Here is an 18,275-nt window from a genome sequence, read left to right on the forward strand (position 1 = left end):
GAGCGGTGCTCAGGCTCGCGGGTGCTTGCCGGCACGTTCGAAGAAGGCGAGGTTCTGCGTCATGGCGCGGCCGGAGGAGCGCAGGAGTTCCCCCTCCCCGCCCCCCTCGGCATCAAGCCGGCCCGCGGCACGGGCCAGTGCCGCGGGCACGGGGCCCGGCCGATCGGCGATATGCACAATCCGACCGAGAGCGAGGCGCAACGCGCGCCTTGCTCCGGACGGCAGGGCGGCATCCTGCATCTGCTCATGCATGGAAAGAACAGCCACTCCCAAAGCATAGACAGCCAGCCCTCCGTCGGCGGGTGAAAGCCGGCGTTCGCCGGACGCCTGCGCAAGCCGCACCAGCCGCAACAGGCGATGATAGAGGCGGGCACGCCAGACCAGGCGGTGGGCCGCGGCGTCAGGCGCCGCCGCCATCTGTTGAAGCTCTCGCACCATCATCGTGATCAGGGTGTCGAGGCGTCGACGCGCATCGGTCGGGAAGACGAGATGATAGGCGAGCAGCGCAATCGCCGGTGCTGCGACGACGGCGGCCGCAGTCGCAAGCGAAGCATCAAAGTTGCCGGACAATGGATAGGCGGGCTGCGACAGGAGGAGCAGGACCATCACGTAGTCGGTCCCGCCAAGCATGGTGCGGCGGTGCGAAAGCGGCAGCACACTGCTGAGGATGAAAGGCATGATCAGGAAGACGAGCTCGATCTCGGAGGTCCCGAGTGGCCAGACCAGCCAGCGGCAGACAAGGGCCGCGATTGCGCCGAAGAACTGGCCAACCAGCACGTTGCGCATCATGAAAGCCGGGTTCTCGAACGTGGAGAACAGGGAGATCATCACCGATGTGCCGAGCAACACATAGGGGCCTGCATGCCAGCCGGTTGCGATCCAAAGGAGGCCGACCAGAAGCATGACGAAGCCGGCCCGGAGCGCTGCGTGCCGCGCGCCGATCCAGTCGCGATGGAGCACGACCGGGTGAAGGAGACGATTGCGATCTTCGTGCTCGGCCGAGACGGACCCTGAAGGTGGACTTCCAGTGCCAATCCAGTTGTTCAAGGCCGCGGCCTGTCGCTGCAGGACGTCGCGCAGCGACGGATTCTGACGTGTGCGGCGGGTTGCCTCGTTGAGCAAGGCAATCGCCTGTGCGGTTGCACCTGGATCTTCCAGCATCCGCGCCGCGCGGTCGAGCGCGTCTGCAATGGCTGGATCTAAGGGGGCGGAGCCTTCGGTCTTCAGCCACAGAAGCGAGGATACCTGGGCCGCGATAACGGCGCGCAGGTTGCGAGCCGCACGGCGGGACGCAAGGGAGCCTGCGCCGTGCGGATCGAGCCCGTCATCGATCGCGGCCATTTCGGCAAGCAGCGCCTGTTGGTCGTTTCCCGTGATGGATGGGCCGCCACGGGCGACGGCGGCCATCTCGGCGAGCATGCGCGCGGCAAGCCGCCGCGTCCGGCCGGAAATTTCGGTTTCGGAGGCGCTAGGGGTGAAGAACAGCCCGACGACAAGGCCGACAACAACGCCCGTCAGCACTGTCAGTGCCCGGTCGGCGCCGAGGGCCAGCAGATGGCCGGGATGGGCCGTTTCCAGCAGCGCCACCATCGCTGCGGAGTAGCCGGCAAGGATGGTGCCGTACCCGACGAAGCCGCGCAGCACGTTGCCGAAACCGGCGCAGACGCCGATCCACGCTGCGAGCCCGACGACCAGAAATGCCGGATGGCCCTCGGCGGCGAGGATCAGCAGCATGCCGACAAGCGTGCCGACGATCGTGCCGATCGCGCGGAAGAAGCTTTTCTCCACCAGCATGTTGCGGACGGGTTGAGCGGCCGCGAACACAGTCATCGCAGACCATTGCGGATGCTCCAGCCCGATCAGCCAGGCAATGAACAGTGCCGCACAGGCGCCCAGCGCCGTCCGAAGCGCAAAGGGAAAGCGCGCCGGGACAAAACCCCAGCCGGCGGCACGCGCGCTCAATTTCATTTCTCACGCTCCCGTTCTTCTTGAAGTACTTCCAGGCGGGAAGCGATCCGGGTCAGCACATCCATAACCGTCGCGATTTCCTCATCGCCGATCTCTTTCAGGAGCTCGGCCTCGGCGGCATTCAACTGTGAGAGGATCTCCGATACTGCGGCACGACCCGCCTCGGTCAGGAAAAGCTGCTTGGCGCGGCGGTCCGTTGTGTCAATACGCCGCTCGATAAGGCCCTTGTCGGACAGAATGTCGAGTAGACGCACCAGCGTCGAGCCATCGATGCCGACGAGCGATGCCAGGTCTTTCTGGGTGATGCCGTCGCCGGCGGCGGAAAGGTGGACCAACGGCGACCAGGTGGCATCCGTCAGCCCAGCCTCTTCGAGCCGCTTTTCGATCGCGCGCCGCCACTGGCGCGCAAGAAGGGAGAATTGGAGACCGAAACGAAAGCGGGGGAGTTGTTCTTGTTTTTTCATGATCGTATGTAATTCAAAATAATCTGCATATCAAATCATTTTGAATTCAAGCGAAATGCTGTGGGATCCATCGGCTGCCTGCCGCTATCCACTATCCTAGCTCCCACCGCCCCTTTTTCGCCAATCTCCGGGCGAAGACCGTCGGGCAACACAACGAATTGATTCGCCCGAAACCTGCCCCTTCCGGGAACGAAAACGGTGCAATCGCAATTTGCTAGCAGCAGCAAGGAGACCAACATGAAAGCGAAAATGTCAGCAATCGCAGCCCTGAGTGTCGCCCAGATTATCGCTTCGAGCGTGTCGGCGGCGGACCTTGTGCCCGCGCCGCAGGCCCCTGCCTACGTCGAACCTGACGCTGCCGACGGGGTGAAAATCGGCATGCTCAGCTGCGATGTTGGCGGCGGCCTGGGCTACGTGCTTGGATCGGCGAAGTCCGTCGATTGCGTGTTTAGTTCGACCCGCGGCACACAGGACCGCTACAGCGGCGTGATCCGCAAGATGGGCGTCGACATCGGCTTTACCACGCGCGGGCGGCTGGCCTGGGCCGTGTTCGCGCCCACCGCCGGCTATCATCGCGGCTCGCTCGGCGGCGTTTACCAGGGCGCCACGGCCGAGGCGACCGTCGGCGCCGGCATCGGCGCCAACATTCTGGTTGGCGGCACATCCGGTTCGATCCAGTTGCAGACGGTCAGCGTGACGGGCCAACTCGGCCTGAACGTCGCCGCGACCGGAACCTCCGTCACGCTCACGCCGCAGGGTTAGAAGCATCGGACATGGCGAAGGGAGCGGTGACAAGGTCGCACGCTCCCTTCGCGGTAGAAGGCCGATCGGTCCCGCAAAATTGCCCTGTTGCCACTCGTCGTCAGTGTTCGTCCCTCTGGGGTGGTGTTAGACTGAAAGTTCGCGTTGTCCATGACGGACTGGAGGGACGGCGATGGAACGAGGGTCGACCTTTCTCGTCGCACCGGCAGTGACGATTGCCCTGCTGACATCAATCTCGATCAGTAGCGCCGCACCGTCGGACGAGATTCTGGCCGCTGCCAAAAAAGAGGGCCGGCTCACCGTGATGGCCCTGCCCCGCGACTGGTGCCAGTATGGGCGCATCATCGACGCCTTCAAGGCGAAGTACGGGTTGGCCGTTGACGAATTGAAGCCTGACGCCGCCTCCTCCGAAGAGCTCGATGCGATCAGGGCGGCGCGTGATAATGGCGACCCCGAAGCACCTGATGTGATCGACATCGGCCTGTCGTTTGCGCCCTCTGCAAAGGCCGAAGGCCTCATGCAGCCCTACAAGGTCTCGGCCTGGGCGACGATCCCGGGTGAGGCCAAGGATGCGGAAGGCTACTGGTACGGCGACTACTACGGATTGCTCGCCTTCGAGGTCAACGCCGACCGTGTATCCAGACTGCCAACCGATTGGGCCGACTTGACCGCGCCGGAGTACAAAGGGTCCGTCGGCATCTCCGGCGCCCTGGGATCAAACCACGCCGTCCAGAGCGTTATCGGCGCCGGTCTCTCGCTCACGAACGGGAAGATCGATGAGGCAGCTGAGCGCGGCCTGGACTTCTTTGCCGATCTGAACAGGCGCGGCAATTTCGTGCCGATTGTCGGCAGCACCCGAAGCGTTCTCGACGGTCGCACGCCCATTCTCATTCGTTGGGACTATCTCGCGCTTGCCGATCGCGAGGCGCACAAGGACAAGGCGCGCATCGAGGTCGTCTGGCCGCGGACCGGCCTCGTCGCCGGCATCTATGTGCAAGCCATCAGCGCGTATGCCCGGCACCCGAACGCAGCCCGGCTCTGGATGGAGCATCTCTATTCGGACGATGGACAACTGGCCCTTTTGGGCGGTCATTGCAATCCTATCCGGTTTGACAGCCTTCTTCGCGAGGGGAAGGTCCCGGCAAGCCTGCAGGAGCGGCTGCCGAAATTGAAGGATGAAAAGAGCCGGGTCCGGCCGGTCTTCCCAACGGCGAAAGAACAGGATCGGGCAAGAGAGATTATCCTCAAGGGCTGGGACGGCATCGTCGGCGTTACCATCGAATGCATGCCGCCCGAAGAGGCCGATCCGTTGCCGATGTCGCTCAACGAGCAGCCGACGCTGCTCTGTGCTGCCGTTCAATAGCCGGATTGGTCCGCGCACCGTGGCGGGCTCCGACCGCCAGCGGTGCACGCCGCCGTCGTTGCGGCTGTGTCAGGAATGCTGGCTGCGGCTATCGCGATCGGGAAGCACGCGGTCCTGGAACTCGTCACTCTGACACGCCTGACTTGACCTTCCGCAAATTTTGTCACCCGGCCCTCTGGAAAAGACGAGTACTGCGCTATCTGTTTCAATCGTAAGTACAAAACAGCAGTTCTGATCGCAGCTTTCCCATTACGACACTGTTGAGCCGGAGTCATGACATGAAGCAGCATGCCGGAATTGATCAGTCCAACCAATCCGAACAAAAGAGTGGTCTCAACCGTCGCCAGCTTCTTTTGGCGGGCAGTGCACTCGCGGCGGCGGTTGTAACCGCGCCGGTGGCAGCACAAGAACAGGCCGCGCAGCCATCTGCGTCCGCGGCAAGTGGCAAGCCGAACATCCTCGTCATCTTCGGCGATGATATCGGTATTGCTAACATCAGCGCCTATACCCATGGTCTGATGGGTTATCACACGCCGAACATCGACCGGATCGCCGGCGAAGGGATCATGTTTCTCCACTATTACGGAGAACAGTCCTGCACGGCCGGACGTTCCGCCTTCCTGACCGGTCAGCATATCATCAGGACCGGCCTCAGCAAGGTCGGCTTCCCCGGCGCGCCAATGGGCATGAGCCAGCTCGATCCTTCAATAGGCGGGCTGTTGAAGGATCTCGGCTATGCCACCGGCCAGTTCGGCAAGAACCATGTCGGCGATCGCAACCCGTCGCTGCCGACGGTGAACGGCTTCGATGAGTTCTTCGGCAACCTCTATCACCTGAATGCCGAGGAAGAACCGGAGCTCCCGGACTATCCGAAGGATCCTGCGTACCTGGCGAAGTTCGGCCCGCGTGGGGTGTTGCGCTGCAAAGCGACGGAGGTGGACGACCCGATGGTCGATCCTCGGTTCGGCAAGGTCGGCAAGCAGACGATCGAGGACACCGGTGCATTGACGAAGAAGCGCATGGAGACGATCGACGACGAAACCTCGGCCGCGGCAATCGACTTCATGCAGCGGCAGAACGCGGCCGGCAAACCGTTCTTCTGCTGGTTCAACTCGACGCGCATGCATCTTCGCACGCACGTGCGCGACAGCCATCGCGGCCGTTACCAGCACGGCGACAGCGAATATATCGACGGCATGATCGAGCATGACGATACGATCGGAACGATTCTGAAGTCACTGGACGACATGGGGATAACCAATGACACGATCGTCGTCTACACGACCGACAACGGCCCCCACATGAACACCTGGCCGGATGGCGCCATGACCTGGTTCCGTTCGGAGAAGAACACCAACTGGGAGGGCGCCTTCCGCGTCCCCTGTTTCGTCCGCTGGCCGGGCGTCATCCAGCCGGGCACGGTCACGAATGAGTTGATGAGCCATAACGACTGGATCCCGACGCTCTGCTCGATCGCCGGCGAGCCGGACATCATCGGCAAGCTGAAGCAGGGCTACACGGCCAACGGCCTCGACTACAAGGTGCATCTGGACGGGTATGACCAATCGCAGTTCCTGCGCACCGTGCGGGGAACGGCGATTGTCAACAACGGCGTGAAGAGCGCCCGCGACAGGTACTACTATTCCGACGATGATGGCCTGCTCGTCGCCTACCGGCAGGGCGACTACAAGTACGTCTTCTCCGAGCAGCGCAAGGAAGGCACAATGGGTGTGTGGGCCGAGCCGTTCACGACGTTGCGCCTGCAGAAGATCTTCAATCTGTATCAGGATCCGTTCGAGCGCGCCGACATCACCTCTAACACTTTCTGGGATTGGCAGCTCAACCACGTCGGCTCGATGTACGGGGTGATGGACGAGATTTTCCAGTTCGTCGAGACGTTCAAGGATTTTCCGCCGCGCTCGTTCCCGCCGAGCTTTAACCCGGCCAATATCATGGAGACGACGATGGACGGCATGAAGCAGCGTCAGGCCCTGAAGCAGAACCTCGACCTCGAGCGCATCCGCGGCGGGCTCAACCAGATGATCGACGACGCGCTGCAACAGCGCGCGACGGGCCAGTGAACCTCGCTGACCGGCTCACCGATCGGGCGGGCCGGTCGGCCTTATCTTGGCGGACGTGGTTGGAGTGATCTTTGCTCGCGGTGGCACGCCGCGGGTCAGAATGTCGGCGGGGTGTTGATCCAGATGAGCACGGTCTCGCCGTCATGGCGGTTGCTCCAGGAGTGATGGCGGCGGCTGTCGAAATAGAGGGAATCGCCGGTGCCGAGGTCATGGAACTCGTCGCCGTCGAGCACGATCTCCACGCGGCCCGAGAGCACGTGGATGAATTCCTCGCCTTCGTGGTGATAGGCTCCGTCGCTGGAGGCGCCGGGCGAGAGCACGAAGCGGTGGCAGTCCATCATATTGCGGCCGTCGGCCAACACCTGAACGACGACGCCCGGCGATGTCTCCGGCCAGAATTTCCAATCCCCTGCCCGCACGACGCTGCGTCGCTCCGCCTCGTCCTCACCGGAGAGCTTGGAGACAGTCGTACCGTAATACTCTGCAAGGTCGTGCATCACACGGAACGTCACCCCTTGCGAGGTGCGCTCGAAGGTGGAGAGGACCGAGGTGGCGATGCCGATATCGCCAGCCACCTGCTCCAGCGTCTTGCCCGCCGTGTGGCGCAGTGACCGGAACTTGCGGCCGACCCCCTGCGGAGCGTCGCCTTCGGCGAGTGAGGTGGATGAACTCTGTTCAGAAGCAGCGTCCTCTGCCTCCAGCGCCTCGCGTATCGCAGCCGGATTCAGCCCGCGCTCGGAGCGGAACCACGCGATCCGCTTCAGCCGGGCGACGTCGTCGCCGCTGTATTGCCGGTGTCCGGTGTCGGAGCGGCCGGGAACAACGAGCCCCTGGCTTTCCCACAGGCGCAGCGTTGACGCGGAGACGCCGGCGAGGCGCGCAGCCTCTGCCACCTTGTAATGCACCGTTTCCGGCCCGTTCATGCCAATGAACCCTGATTCTTGTGTTATCCTGCCTTTATAGCAGCTTGCGGGTTGCAGGGACGGCCAGCCTTTCCGCGATAGGGGAAAAAAGCATTTGCCGTCCGCAAAAATACCCATTGCAATCTTACAGAAAAAATGTAGCTATTCCATCCGCATCTTGCAGAAAAAATGTAAGATATAAACTTCTTCCAGAGTAGGACGCCGTATCATGACCGCCACATCCCTTGCCGACCGTAGGAACGCCGCCATCTCCCGTGGGGTTGGCGTGACCACGCAGATCTACGCCGATCGCGCTGAGAATTCGGAAATCTGGGACAAGGAAGGCAAGCGCTATATCGACTTTGCCGCTGGCATCGCCGTCGTCAACACGGGCCACCGCCATCCGCGGGTCATCGAGGCAGTGAAGCAGCAGCTCGACCGCTTCACCCACACCTGCCACCAGGTCGTCCCTTACGAAAACTATGTTGAGCTCGCAGAACGCCTGAACCAGCTCGTACCGGGCAACTTCACAAAGAAGACGATCTTCGTCACCACCGGTGCCGAGGCTGTCGAGAACGCCGTCAAGATCGCTCGCGCCGCGACCGGTCGCCAGGCGGTCGTCGCCTTCGGCGGCGGCTTCCATGGCCGCACCTTCATGGGCATGGCGCTGACCGGCAAGGTCGTTCCCTACAAGGTCGGTTTCGGCGCAATGCCGGGCGACGTGTTCCACATCCCCTTCCCGGTCGAGCTGCACGGCCAGACGGCCGAGCAATCGATCGGCGCACTGAAGAAGCTGTTTGCCGCCGATGTCGACCCGAACCGCGTTGCCGCGATCATCATCGAGCCGGTGCAGGGTGAAGGCGGCTTCTACCCGGTCACGACCGCGTTCCTGAAGCAGCTTCGCGAGATCTGCGACCAGCACGGCATCCTGCTGATCGCCGACGAGGTCCAGACCGGCTTCGCCCGCACCGGCAAGCTGTTTGCCATGGAGCATCACGGTGTCGCCGCCGACCTGACGACGATGGCCAAGGGGCTTGGCGGCGGCTTCCCGATCGCAGCCGTGACCGGCCGCGCCGAAATCATGGATGCGCCCGGCCCCGGTGGTCTCGGCGGCACCTATGCCGGTAACCCGCTCGGCGTCGCAGCTGCCCATGCCGTTCTCGACGTGATCAAGGACGAGGATCTCTGCAACCGTGCGACCAGCCTCGGCAACCGCCTCAAGCAGCGCCTCGAATCGCTGCGCGAGAAGGCACCGGAAATCGTCGACGTGCGCGGCCCCGGCTTCATGAATGCCGTCGAATTCAACGACGCAACAACGAAGCTGCCGAGCGCGGATTTTGCCAACAAGGTGCGGCTGAAGGCGCTTAAGAAGGGCCTGATCCTGCTGACCTGCGGCGTACACGGCAATGTCATCCGCTTCCTTGCGCCGCTGACGGTTCAGGACAATGTCTTCGCCGAAGCGCTCGACATTCTCGAAGCATCGATCCTGGAAGCGCGCTCCGCCTAAGCAGGCGAAGCGCAACCAACCAAACCTTCAAGGTGGCGGCAACGCCCGGACAATCTGTCCGGGCGACCCCCGTTTTATGCCCCAGCACGGGCCTAGAGGTAAGTGAAATGGCCTTCTACGACGCACTGACCAAACACCTGAAGTCCGCCGACTTCCTGCGCGATTCCGGCTATGTCGACGGCAACTGGATCGGCGCCAATGGCGCTGAGAACTTCGACGTTTTCAATCCGGCGACCGGCGAAAAGCTGGCGACGCTGCCGGAAATGGGCGCAGCTGAAACAGCCGCCGCCATAGACGCCGCCTACAAGGCGCAAGGCGCCTGGGCGGCCCGCCCCGCCAAGGAACGCAGCGCGCTCTTGCGCAAATGGCATGATCTGATGATCACTCATGCCGACGAACTTGCCGCGATCCTGACGGCTGAAATGGGCAAGCCGCTGGCGGATGCCAAGGGCGAGATTCTCTATGCCGCTTCCTATGTCGAGTGGTACGCGGAAGAGGCCAAGCGCATTAATGGCGAGACGATCCCAGCGCCGTCTGTCGACAAGCGCATGCTTGTGATCAAGCAGCCCGTCGGTGTCGTCGGCACGATCACACCGTGGAACTTCCCCTCGGCGATGATCGCCCGCAAGGTCGCGCCGGCGCTGGCCGTCGGCTGCACGGTCGTCTCCAAGCCGGCTGAGCAGACGCCGCTTTCGGCGATTGCGCTTGCTGTGCTCGCCGAGAAAGCCGGAATTCCGGCCGGCGTCTTCAACGTGATAGTCGGAACCGACGGGCCGGCGATCGGCAAGGAACTCTGCTTCAATCCGAAGGTTCGCAAGATCTCGTTCACGGGTTCGACCGAAGTTGGCCGCATCCTGATGCGTCAGTGTTCAGACCAGATCAAGAAGGTGAGCCTCGAACTGGGCGGCAATGCGCCGTTCATCGTCTTCGACGACGCCGATATCGATGCGGCGGTCGAGGGGGCACTTGTCTCCAAGTACCGCAATGCCGGACAGACCTGTGTCTGCGCCAACCGCATCTACGTGCAGTCGAACGTCTATGAAGTCTTCGCCGAGAAGCTGGGCGCCAAGGTGAAGGCGCTTTCGGTTGGCAACGGCTTCGAAACGGGCGTCACCATCGGCCCGCTGATCGAGGAGGCCGCGATCGACAAGGTGGAAGCGCACATCGCCGACGCCGTTGCCAAGGGCGCCAAGGTTGCGGCTGGCGGCAAGCGCTTTGCCGGCGGAGGCACCTTCTTCCAGCCGACCATCCTGACCGGTGTCGATCGGACGATGAAGGTGGCGCGCGAGGAGACGTTTGGGCCGGTCGCCCCCCTCTTCCGCTTCGACACCGTCGAGGACGTTATAGCGCAGGCGAACGACACCGAATTCGGCCTTGCCGCTTACTTCTTCGCTGGCGACCTGAAGAAGGTCTGGAAGGTTGCGGAAGCGCTGGAGTACGGCATGGTCGGCATCAACACCGGCTTGATCTCTTCCGAAGCCGCACCCTTTGGCGGAATCAAGCAATCCGGGCTTGGCCGCGAAGGCTCCACCCACGGCGCCGATGACTATCTGGAAATGAAATATCTCTGCATGGGGAACCTGGCGTAGGGAATAATAGAAACGAGCCTCTCCCTGGGGAGAGGCTCAGTCCTTTCAAGCCGTCTCAATCGCAGCGTGGCGCCAACCCGAGCTAAATCTCTTTAGCTTCGTCCACAACCTGCGACTCGTCGTCCTTCAGCATCGCCAGTTCGTCCAAGAGGTCGAGCAGGTGCTCGACACGCTCCCTGCCGTATCGGGCTTCAAGGTTGTCATAGATGGCACGGGTGTCCGGCGTGACGGTGTTGAGGATCGCCAGTCCCGCCGGCGCGAGTTGCAGGAGCACCCGACGGCCGTCGCCCTTGTCCTTCTGGCGCGTAATGAAGCCGCGCTCCTCAAGCGACTTGATCATGCGGGTGAGGCTGGGCGCGAGGATGAAAGCTTTTTCGGCAACATCCGATGCGTCAAGCGTGCCCGCCTCGGCCAGAACGCGGATCACGCGCCACTGCTGCTCAGTCACGTCATGCCTCGCCAGCATCGGCCGGAAATGGCTCATCACGGCTTCACGGGCGCGAAGCAGTGCGATTGGCAGGGAGCGGCGGGTGTTGCGTGGCAGCAGACGGTCGTCAGCAACGGGAGAGACGTAGAGTTGGTTTGGTTCGCTCATGGGTCGTGTATCCGGTATTTTGTGCCGAAGAGCAATCCGTCGCCTCGCGCGGCAGTTTACTGACACCGGTTTGTTTTAATTGATGTGCTAAATACACGGGGGAGATACGGTAACGCATCCGAGTCGATGCCTTCAAAGAAACTCGGAGGACGCGAAGTTTCGGCGTGCTCTGCCCCACTTAGGGAATACGGTCCTGGCGACCGGTCTATTCGAACGGCGATACGCGATCGTCGCCGATTTCCGTCCTGGCAGTGTGATTGGACTAACCCGCCGGCTTCACCGCATCCGGGTGCGCCGCCTTGAACGCAGGCAGTTCGGCGCAAGCAGCGGTAATACGGCAGATGCGGGAGAAGCCGGAAATGTCGGCGCCCCAACGTTCGGCGTTATAGACCTGCGGAACGAGGCAGATGTCCGCCATGGTAGGGACATCGCCGTGGCAGAAGCTGCCGGTCCGCGGATCGTCCAGCATCCGCTCGACTGCCGACAACCCTTCGCCGATGAATTTTCGCATCCAGCCCGTGCGCACCGCCTCCCCTCCGCCGGTGAGTTCCATCACATGGCCAACCACCCCAAGATTGCAGACCGGGTGGATGTCCATGGCGATCGCGTAGGAAAATGCGCGCACGCGCTGGCATCCTACGGGATCGAGCGGGAGAAAGCCGGAGGCATCGCGCGTTTCGGCTAGATACTCGATGATCGACAGCGATTGCGTCATCATGAGGCCGTCGATCTTGAGCGCCGGCACGAGCCCCTGTGGATTGCGCGAGAGGTGTTCCGCTGTCTTGTGCGCCCTTTCAAGCAGGTTGACGGGAACGGTCTGGTACTTAAGGCCGAGGCTGTTCAGCGCTATGCGCACCCGATAGCTCGCGGATGACCGCCAGTAATCGTAGAGGATGATCTCGCTCATACGCGGCTCTCCCTGTGTCCAGCGGCGGCAAGCGCCTCGGCAAGCACTGCGCGATCGCCGATGTGATTGGCCAGCAAGAGAACGAGGCGCGCATTGAAGGCGTCGCTTTCGGTCTTTGAAAGTCCCTCGTGGGCGGCCAGTAGGTCGGCGTAGAAATCATCGGGGCGAGCAATATTCGCTGTGGTGATCAGTTTCGTCATGTTCCTCGGGCCTCCCGGCCGATGGCCCTGCCCAGTGCGGCGCGTACGGCCTTTTCGTCATAACTTTCCCAGCGCGCGGCGACGTGCTGGTCCGGGCGCAACAATGCGACGACGCTGTCTGCTCGGCCGAGCCAGCGTTCGCGCAGCGGCCCGCTCGTCTCACCTCTTACCGAAAGTGCAATCCGCTCGACGACGATGCCATCTAGCTCTAATCTTTCCGGCGCCTGCGCGTCGATCGTCAACAACTGGAATCTGCCGCCGAGCCGGTCGAGCAGCCAGCTGCCTTCGACCGGCGCATCGGCGGCGGCCGCGCCGGGGCGCGTGCGTTCCGGCAGGGCCGTGCAGTCGGGACCGTTCAACGGCGAGCCGTCATAGATAGTGGGCAGCGACAGACGTCCCGAGTTCACCATGGGGCGCGTGGCCGGGTAATGCTCGGAGAGATCGAGAACGGCATCGCGGAACAGCCGGCTCATCTCCGATTTGGGGGTGATGAAGTCCGTGGAACGGGACGAGTGCAGGATGTTTTCGTCGGCTGCCTGAACACGTTCTTCGTTGTAGCTGTCCAGCAGGTGTTCCGGCGCCCTGCCCTGGATGACAAGCTTCAGTTTCCAGGCAAGATTGTCGGCGTCCTGGATGCCGGAATTTGCGCCGCGCGCGCCGAACGGGGAGACCTGGTGCGCGCTGTCGCCGGCGAAAACCACATGGCCATGGCGGAACTTTTCCATGCGGCGGCACTGGAAGGTGTAGATCGACACCCAGTCGAGCTCGAATCGCGCCTCTTCGCCAAGGAATGCCTTCAGCCGCGGGATGACCTTCTCCGGCTTTGCCTCTTCCTGCTTGTCGATGTCCCAGCCGAGTTGCAGGTCCACGCGCCAGACATTGTCGGGCTGCTTGTGCAAGAGGGCGGACTGTCCGCGGTTGAAGGGCGGGTCAAACCAGAAGCGTCGCTCGACCGGGAAGCTCGGGCTGTCCTCCATGACGATGTCGGCGATCAGGAAATTGTCTTCGAAGACGCGGCCGACGAAATCGAGGCCGAGTTGCTTGCGGGTCGGCGATCCGGCGCCGTCACAGGCGACCAGCCAGTCGGCAAACAGCACATAGGGTCCATCCGGCGTTTCCACCGTCAGGCGCACGCCCTTTCCTGTTTCCGCAACGGTCGTTGCACGGTTCTTGCCGCGAAGCTCGATCGGTGTCCCATTCGCCTGCAGCGCACGGACGCGCTCGATCAGGTGCTGTTCGAGGTAGTATTGCTGCAGGTTGATAAAAGCGGGGCGCTTGTGGCCGTTCTCGGGCAGGAGGTTGAACTCGAAGACCTGCCGTTCGTCGAAATAGACCCTTCCGAGGTTCCACTGCACGCCCTTGTCGACCAAAGCATCGCCGCAGCCGAGCCGGTCCAGAATCTCAAGGGTCCGCTTCGAAAAGCAGATGGCGCGGGAGCCGAAGCTCACCCTGTCGTTGTCGTCGAGCACGATGACCGGCACCCCCTGCCCCGCCAAATCGATCGCCACGGCCAGGCCGACCGGTCCTGCGCCCACGACCACCACCGGATGGCGCACGGCCTCGGCTGCGTCCTGGTCCGGCGACCGACTGTAGGGATAGAGCGGGGTCTCGAATACCTTTGTCATGCTCCTCCCGACGCCACCACGCCCTGACACCATTCCAGCCCCTCGACCTACTCCTGCAACGCGTCCCACATCTGCCGGTCGCGCTCGGCGGTCCAGATGCGCGGCGTGTCGATGCCGAGCGCCTCGTCATAGGCACGGGCGACATTGAACGGCAGGCAGTGCTCGTAGATCGCGTAGGATGAGAACTTCGGGTCGCATTCGGCACGGCAGGCGTCCCACGCCTCCTTCAGCGAGCCGCCGCCTTGCGCCACGCGGGCGACGGGACGGAAGGTTGAGGAAACAAAGTCGGCGGTGTTGTCGAGCGCCTTCGTCACCATGTCCTTGCCGACGAGCGCATCGCCGCGGCCCGGCGCGATCGCATCGACGCCGAAGGCGCGGATCGCGTCGATCGTTTGCGGCCAGTCGGAGAAATGCCCGTCGCCGCAGTAGCACGCGGAATGGTACTCGACGATGTCGCCTGTAAACATCACGTTCTGGTCCGGCACGTAGGCGACAATATCGCCGGCGGTATGTGCACGGCCGAAATGCATCAAGTCGATGCGGCGCTTGCCCATGTAGACCGTCATCCGGTCTTTGAATGTCATGGTCGGCCAGGTAAGCCCCGGAATGCTCTCATGGCCCTGGAACAGGCGGGGAAAGCGCTGAAATTCCGATTCCCAGTCCTCCTTGCCGCGCTCGGTGACCATGGCGCGGGCCTTTTCCGACATGAGGACTTGTTCGGCGCCATAGGCCGAGGCGCCCAGCACACGCACGGCGTGGTAATGCGTCAGGACGACATATTTGATCGGCTTGTCGGTGACGGTGCGGATCTTCTCCACCACCTTGCCCGCGAGCCGCGGCGTGGCCTGCGCATCGACGACCATCACGCCGTCATCGCCGATGATGACGCCGGTATTCGGGTCGCCCTCGGCGGTGAACGCCCAGAGGTCTCTGCCGACCTCGGTGAACGAGATCTTCTTTTCCGCTATGTCGCCCTGCGAGGCGAATGCTTTTGCCATTTTGTCCTCCGCCGAAACCTCACGCCTGTTCGTATTTTTTCACCGTCTGTTCGATCGCGCCGAAGATCGAATGGCCGGCCTTGTCCTTCATCTCGATGCGGACCGTGTCGCCGAACTTCATGAAGGGCGTCTTCGGAGCGTCCGTCTCGATCGTCTCGATGGTGCGAATCTCTGCGATACAGGAATAGCCGGTGCCGCCTTCCGAGACCGGCTTGCCGGGGCCGCCGTCAAGCTTGTTGGAGACGGTGCCGGAGCCGATTATGGTGCCTGCCACCAGCGGCCGCGTCTTGGCCGCGTGTGCGATCAACTGCCCGAAGTCGAAAGTCATGTCGACGCCGGCGTTGGCCCGGCCAAAGAGCTTGCCGTTCAGCGAGACGAGCAGCGGCAGGTGCAGCTTGCCGCCGTCCCAGGCCTCGCCGAGTTCGTCCGGGGTGATCGCAACCGGCGAGAAGGCGGAGGACGGCTTTGACTGGAAGAAGCCGAAGCCCTTGGCCAGTTCGGCCGGGATCAGGCCGCGCAGCGACACGTCGTTGACGAGCATGACGAGGCGGATCGCGCCCCGTGCCTCCTCGGCGGTTGCGCCCATCGGCACGTCGTCGACGATGACGGCGACCTCGCCCTCCATGTCGATACCATAGGCCTCGTCGGCCACTACGATCGGTTCGCGGGGCCCGAGGAAACTGTCGGAGCCGCCCTGGTACATCAGTGGGTCCGTCCAGAAGCTCGAAGGCATCTCGGCGTTGCGGGCCTTGCGCACCAGTTCGACGTGGTTGACATAGGCCGACCCGTCCGCCCACTGATAGGCGCGAGGTAGCGGCGAGGTAGCCTCGTGCTCGTGGAAACGCATGGTCGGCTGCGAACCGGTCTCTATGCCCTCGGCGACGCGGGCGAGCCGCGGCCCGGTATGGGTCCAGTCGTCGAGGGCTGCCTGTAGCGAACGCGCGATGTGGCCCACCTCCGAGCAGCGCGTCAGGTCTCTCGAAACGACCACCAGCTTGCCATCGCGGGTGCTATCCTTGAGTGTGGCGAGTTTCATGCTCTCTCCCCGATCTTGTGTTTTCCCGCGCCAGTATGGCATCTTCGCCGCGACCCGTCCCTCCCCTTCGGTGCGCACGCACCCTGCCAAGGAAGTCATCCGCTTGAAACGCACACTGCCGAAATCGCTTGGCATCGCTGCAGCCGCCATCGCCGTTACAGCTGTAATCCTGCACCTGATGGGGCGCATCTGGATCTGCAAGTGCGGCTACGTGAAGCTCTGGCACGGCGTGGTTGTCTCCTCGGAAAACTCGCAACACCTGACCGACTGGTACACGCCAAGTCATGTCATCCACGGCATCCTGTTCTACGCGCTCTTCACCTGGCTGTTGCCGCGGTCGAGCATCGTCACCCGCCTCGCGCTGGCGCTTTTTGTGGAATGTGCCTGGGAGATCCTTGAGAACACCGATCTCATCATCAACCGCTATCGCGAGGCGACGATCGCGCTCGATTACTTTGGCGACAGCGTCATCAATTCGGCGGCCGATATCGCGGCCATGGTGCTCGGCTTCTTCCTCGCCGCGCGCTTGCCGGTCTGGGCGAGTGTGGCGATCATCATCTTCTTCGAGGCGCTGACGATCTACCTGATCCGCGATGGCCTGGCGCTGAACATCCTGATGCTCGTTTGGCCGCTCGAAGCGGTGAGGACGTGGCAGGCGGGCGGGTGATGGGCTTTCTGGTTCTGGCAATTTTACAGCGGCAGTCTTCGAGAATGCGGTTGCCCTGCCCTCCCCCGTCATGCCGGACTTGATCCGGCATCCTGCGCGCTCAAGTCTTTGAGCGCAAAAGAGTCTGTCGCGCCGCAGACGCGGCGCTGCTGGATCCCGGATCAAGTCCGGGATGACGGGTCCGACGGCAGAGCAAGGAGCCCCCATCACTTGATACTCGGCGTGCCGTCGAACTTGCGCTCCAGCGCATCCCAGCATTCGATGTAGTCGTCCTGCAACGTCTCCAACTCGGCGGCGAACTTCGTCAGTTGCTGGGGGAAGCGGGTTTCGAACATGAAGGCCATGGTGTGGTCGAGCTTGACCGGTTTCAACTCGTTACTCGAGGCCTTCTCGAAGCCCATCGCATCCGGCCCGTGCGGCAGCATCATGTTGTGCAGGCTCATGCCGCCGGGCACAAAGCCTTCCTCCTTGGCGTCGTACTGACCGTGGATCAACCCCATGAACTCGCTCATGATGTTGCGGTGGTACCAGGGCGGGCGGAAGGTGTGCTCGGCCACCAGCCAGCGCGGCGGGAAGATGACGAAGTCGACGTTTGCCGTGCCGGCCTCTTCCGTCGGTGCCGTGAGCACCGTGAAGATCGACGGGTCGGGGTGATCGAACAGGATCGCGCCGACCGGCGAGAAGGTCCTGAGGTCGTACTTGAACGGCGCATAATTGCCGTGCCAGGCGACGACGTCGAGCGGCGAATGGCCGATCTCGGTGACGTAGAACTTGCCGCACCACTTCACGTGCACGCGGCAAGGCGTCTCCTTGTCCTCGAAGGCAGCGACCGGCGTCTTGAAGTCGCGCGGGTTCGCCAGGCAATTGGCGCCGATCGGCCCGCGATCGGGCATCGTGAACTTCGCGCCGTAGTTTTCGCAGATGTAGCCGCGCCAGTTGTCCCCTTCCCCGAGGCGGGAGACTTTGAACATCATGCCGCGTGGGATCAGGCAGATCTCCAGTGGTTCCACGTCCATGATGCCCATTTCCGTGAAGACACGAAGCGCCCCCACCTGTGGCACCACGAGCAGTTCGCCGTCGGCGTTGAAGAAGTAGTCGTCCACCATGTCGGCGTTGAAGGTGTAGGCGTGGGCCGCCATGCCGATCTGCGTCAGCACGTCGCCCGCCGTCGTCATCGTACGGATGCCTTCGAGAAAATTGAGCGTTTCCTTCGGCGCGGGCAGCGGGTTCCAGCGCAACTGCCCGAGCGGGAGCGAATGGTCATCGAGGCAGGGTGCCGTCTTCCAGTGCGGATAGGTGGCATTGGAGAAGCGGCGCGTGTGCCTCACGCTGGGGCGAATGCGGTAAAGCCAGGAGCGCTCATTGGTGCCGCGTGGCGCGGTGAAGGGGGAGCCCGACAACTGCTCGGCATAGAGACCGTAGTTGCATTTTTGCGGGCTGTTCTGGCCCTGCGGCAGGGCGCCGGGAAGCGCCTCGGTCTCAAAATCGTTGCCGAAACCCGGCATGTAGTTGACGCTGTTGGATGTGGTCGTGCCTCCGGCGACCGTCGTGTCGGCCTTGTCCAGCATGGCTTGCACCTCCCCTGCAAAACTGCCATATCGCAAGAATTGG

The 18,275-nt window shown here is 62.8% G+C and carries 16 protein-coding genes; 6 read left to right on the forward strand and 10 right to left on the reverse strand.

Going from position 1 to position 18,275, the window contains the following annotated elements; genetic code table 11:
- Positions 1 to 9: 9 nt before the first annotated feature.
- A complete protein-coding gene (locus IB238_RS21110; RefSeq protein ID WP_192251736.1) occupies positions 10 to 1,968 on the reverse strand; it encodes an FUSC family protein in 1,959 nt (652 codons plus the stop codon).
- Positions 1,965 to 2,432: a MarR family transcriptional regulator gene (locus IB238_RS21115; protein ID WP_192251739.1), complete on the reverse strand. Its 468-nt coding sequence runs from the start codon at positions 2,430 to 2,432 to the stop codon at positions 1,965 to 1,967. Before IB238_RS21115 ends, IB238_RS21110 begins: the two co-directional genes overlap by 4 nt.
- A 237-nt stretch (positions 2,433 to 2,669) precedes the next feature.
- Here IB238_RS21115 and IB238_RS21120 point away from each other — a divergent pair, with 237 nt between their 5' ends.
- The 3 genes from IB238_RS21120 to IB238_RS21130 all read left to right on the forward strand — a co-directional run bounded on the left by IB238_RS21120 (position 2,670) and on the right by IB238_RS21130 (position 6,638).
- Positions 2,670 to 3,194, forward strand: coding sequence for a DUF992 domain-containing protein (locus IB238_RS21120; protein ID WP_192251742.1), 525 nt, complete (start codon positions 2,670 to 2,672; stop codon positions 3,192 to 3,194).
- Between the two features lie 172 nt (positions 3,195 to 3,366).
- Positions 3,367 to 4,557, forward strand: coding sequence for an ABC transporter substrate-binding protein (locus tag IB238_RS21125; protein ID WP_192251745.1), 1,191 nt, complete (start codon positions 3,367 to 3,369; stop codon positions 4,555 to 4,557).
- Positions 4,558 to 4,835: 278 nt separating this feature from the next.
- Entirely contained in the window at positions 4,836 to 6,638 is a 1,803-nt protein-coding gene (locus tag IB238_RS21130; protein ID WP_192251749.1) for an arylsulfatase, read from the forward strand.
- Between the two features lie 95 nt (positions 6,639 to 6,733).
- Here the strand turns inward: IB238_RS21130 and IB238_RS21135 are convergent, their stop codons facing one another.
- Positions 6,734 to 7,561, reverse strand: a complete 828-nt coding sequence (locus IB238_RS21135; protein WP_192251751.1) for a MerR family transcriptional regulator — start codon at positions 7,559 to 7,561, stop codon at positions 6,734 to 6,736.
- Between the two features lie 208 nt (positions 7,562 to 7,769).
- On the opposite strand from IB238_RS21135, the gene IB238_RS21140 reads away from it, so the two are divergent.
- The gene (locus tag IB238_RS21140) at positions 7,770 to 9,047 is read left to right on the forward strand and encodes a 4-aminobutyrate--2-oxoglutarate transaminase (protein WP_192251754.1); all 1,278 of its coding nucleotides are present in this window, start codon (positions 7,770 to 7,772) and stop codon (positions 9,045 to 9,047) included.
- Between the two features lie 107 nt (positions 9,048 to 9,154).
- Complete coding sequence (locus IB238_RS21145) at positions 9,155 to 10,636, forward strand: NAD-dependent succinate-semialdehyde dehydrogenase (RefSeq protein ID WP_192251756.1); 1,482 nt, start codon at positions 9,155 to 9,157, stop codon at positions 10,634 to 10,636.
- 82 nt (positions 10,637 to 10,718) lie between these two features.
- Here IB238_RS21145 and hpaR read toward each other — a convergent pair whose 3' ends face one another.
- The 6 genes from hpaR to IB238_RS21175 form a co-directional block, all read right to left on the reverse strand.
- On the reverse strand, positions 10,719 to 11,231 hold the full coding sequence (hpaR, locus tag IB238_RS21150) for a homoprotocatechuate degradation operon regulator HpaR (RefSeq protein WP_192251759.1): 513 nt from the start codon (positions 11,229 to 11,231) through the stop codon (positions 10,719 to 10,721).
- Positions 11,232 to 11,493: 262 nt separating this feature from the next.
- A complete protein-coding gene (maiA, locus tag IB238_RS21155) occupies positions 11,494 to 12,138 on the reverse strand; it encodes a maleylacetoacetate isomerase (protein WP_192251762.1) in 645 nt (214 codons plus the stop codon).
- Entirely contained in the window at positions 12,135 to 12,338 is a 204-nt protein-coding gene (locus IB238_RS21160) for a DUF2783 domain-containing protein (RefSeq protein ID WP_192251765.1), read from the reverse strand. The genes maiA and IB238_RS21160 overlap by 4 nt, the downstream gene beginning before the upstream one ends.
- Positions 12,335 to 13,963, reverse strand: coding sequence for an FAD-dependent oxidoreductase (locus IB238_RS21165; RefSeq protein ID WP_192251768.1), 1,629 nt, complete (start codon positions 13,961 to 13,963; stop codon positions 12,335 to 12,337). The genes IB238_RS21160 and IB238_RS21165 overlap by 4 nt, the downstream gene beginning before the upstream one ends.
- 47 nt (positions 13,964 to 14,010) lie before the next feature.
- Positions 14,011 to 14,961 carry an MBL fold metallo-hydrolase gene (locus IB238_RS21170; protein ID WP_192251770.1) on the reverse strand — a complete coding sequence of 317 codons (951 nt, stop codon included), beginning with the start codon at positions 14,959 to 14,961 and terminating at the stop codon, positions 14,011 to 14,013.
- Positions 14,962 to 14,980: 19 nt separating this feature from the next.
- The gene (locus IB238_RS21175; RefSeq protein WP_192251773.1) at positions 14,981 to 15,997 is read right to left on the reverse strand and encodes a fumarylacetoacetate hydrolase family protein; all 1,017 of its coding nucleotides are present in this window, start codon (positions 15,995 to 15,997) and stop codon (positions 14,981 to 14,983) included.
- On the opposite strand from IB238_RS21175, the gene IB238_RS21180 reads away from it, so the two are divergent.
- Positions 15,996 to 16,664, forward strand: a complete 669-nt coding sequence (locus IB238_RS21180) for a DUF2585 domain-containing protein (protein WP_192251776.1) — start codon at positions 15,996 to 15,998, stop codon at positions 16,662 to 16,664. The genes IB238_RS21175 and IB238_RS21180 overlap by 2 nt on opposite strands.
- 206 nt (positions 16,665 to 16,870) lie before the next feature.
- On the opposite strand, the gene hmgA is transcribed toward IB238_RS21180, so the two are convergent.
- The gene (hmgA, locus tag IB238_RS21185; protein WP_192251779.1) at positions 16,871 to 18,232 is read right to left on the reverse strand and encodes a homogentisate 1,2-dioxygenase; all 1,362 of its coding nucleotides are present in this window, start codon (positions 18,230 to 18,232) and stop codon (positions 16,871 to 16,873) included.
- Positions 18,233 to 18,275 lie beyond the last annotated feature (43 nt).

Source organism: Rhizobium sp. ARZ01, from assembly GCF_014851675.1.
GTDB lineage: Bacteria > Pseudomonadota > Alphaproteobacteria > Rhizobiales > Rhizobiaceae > Mycoplana.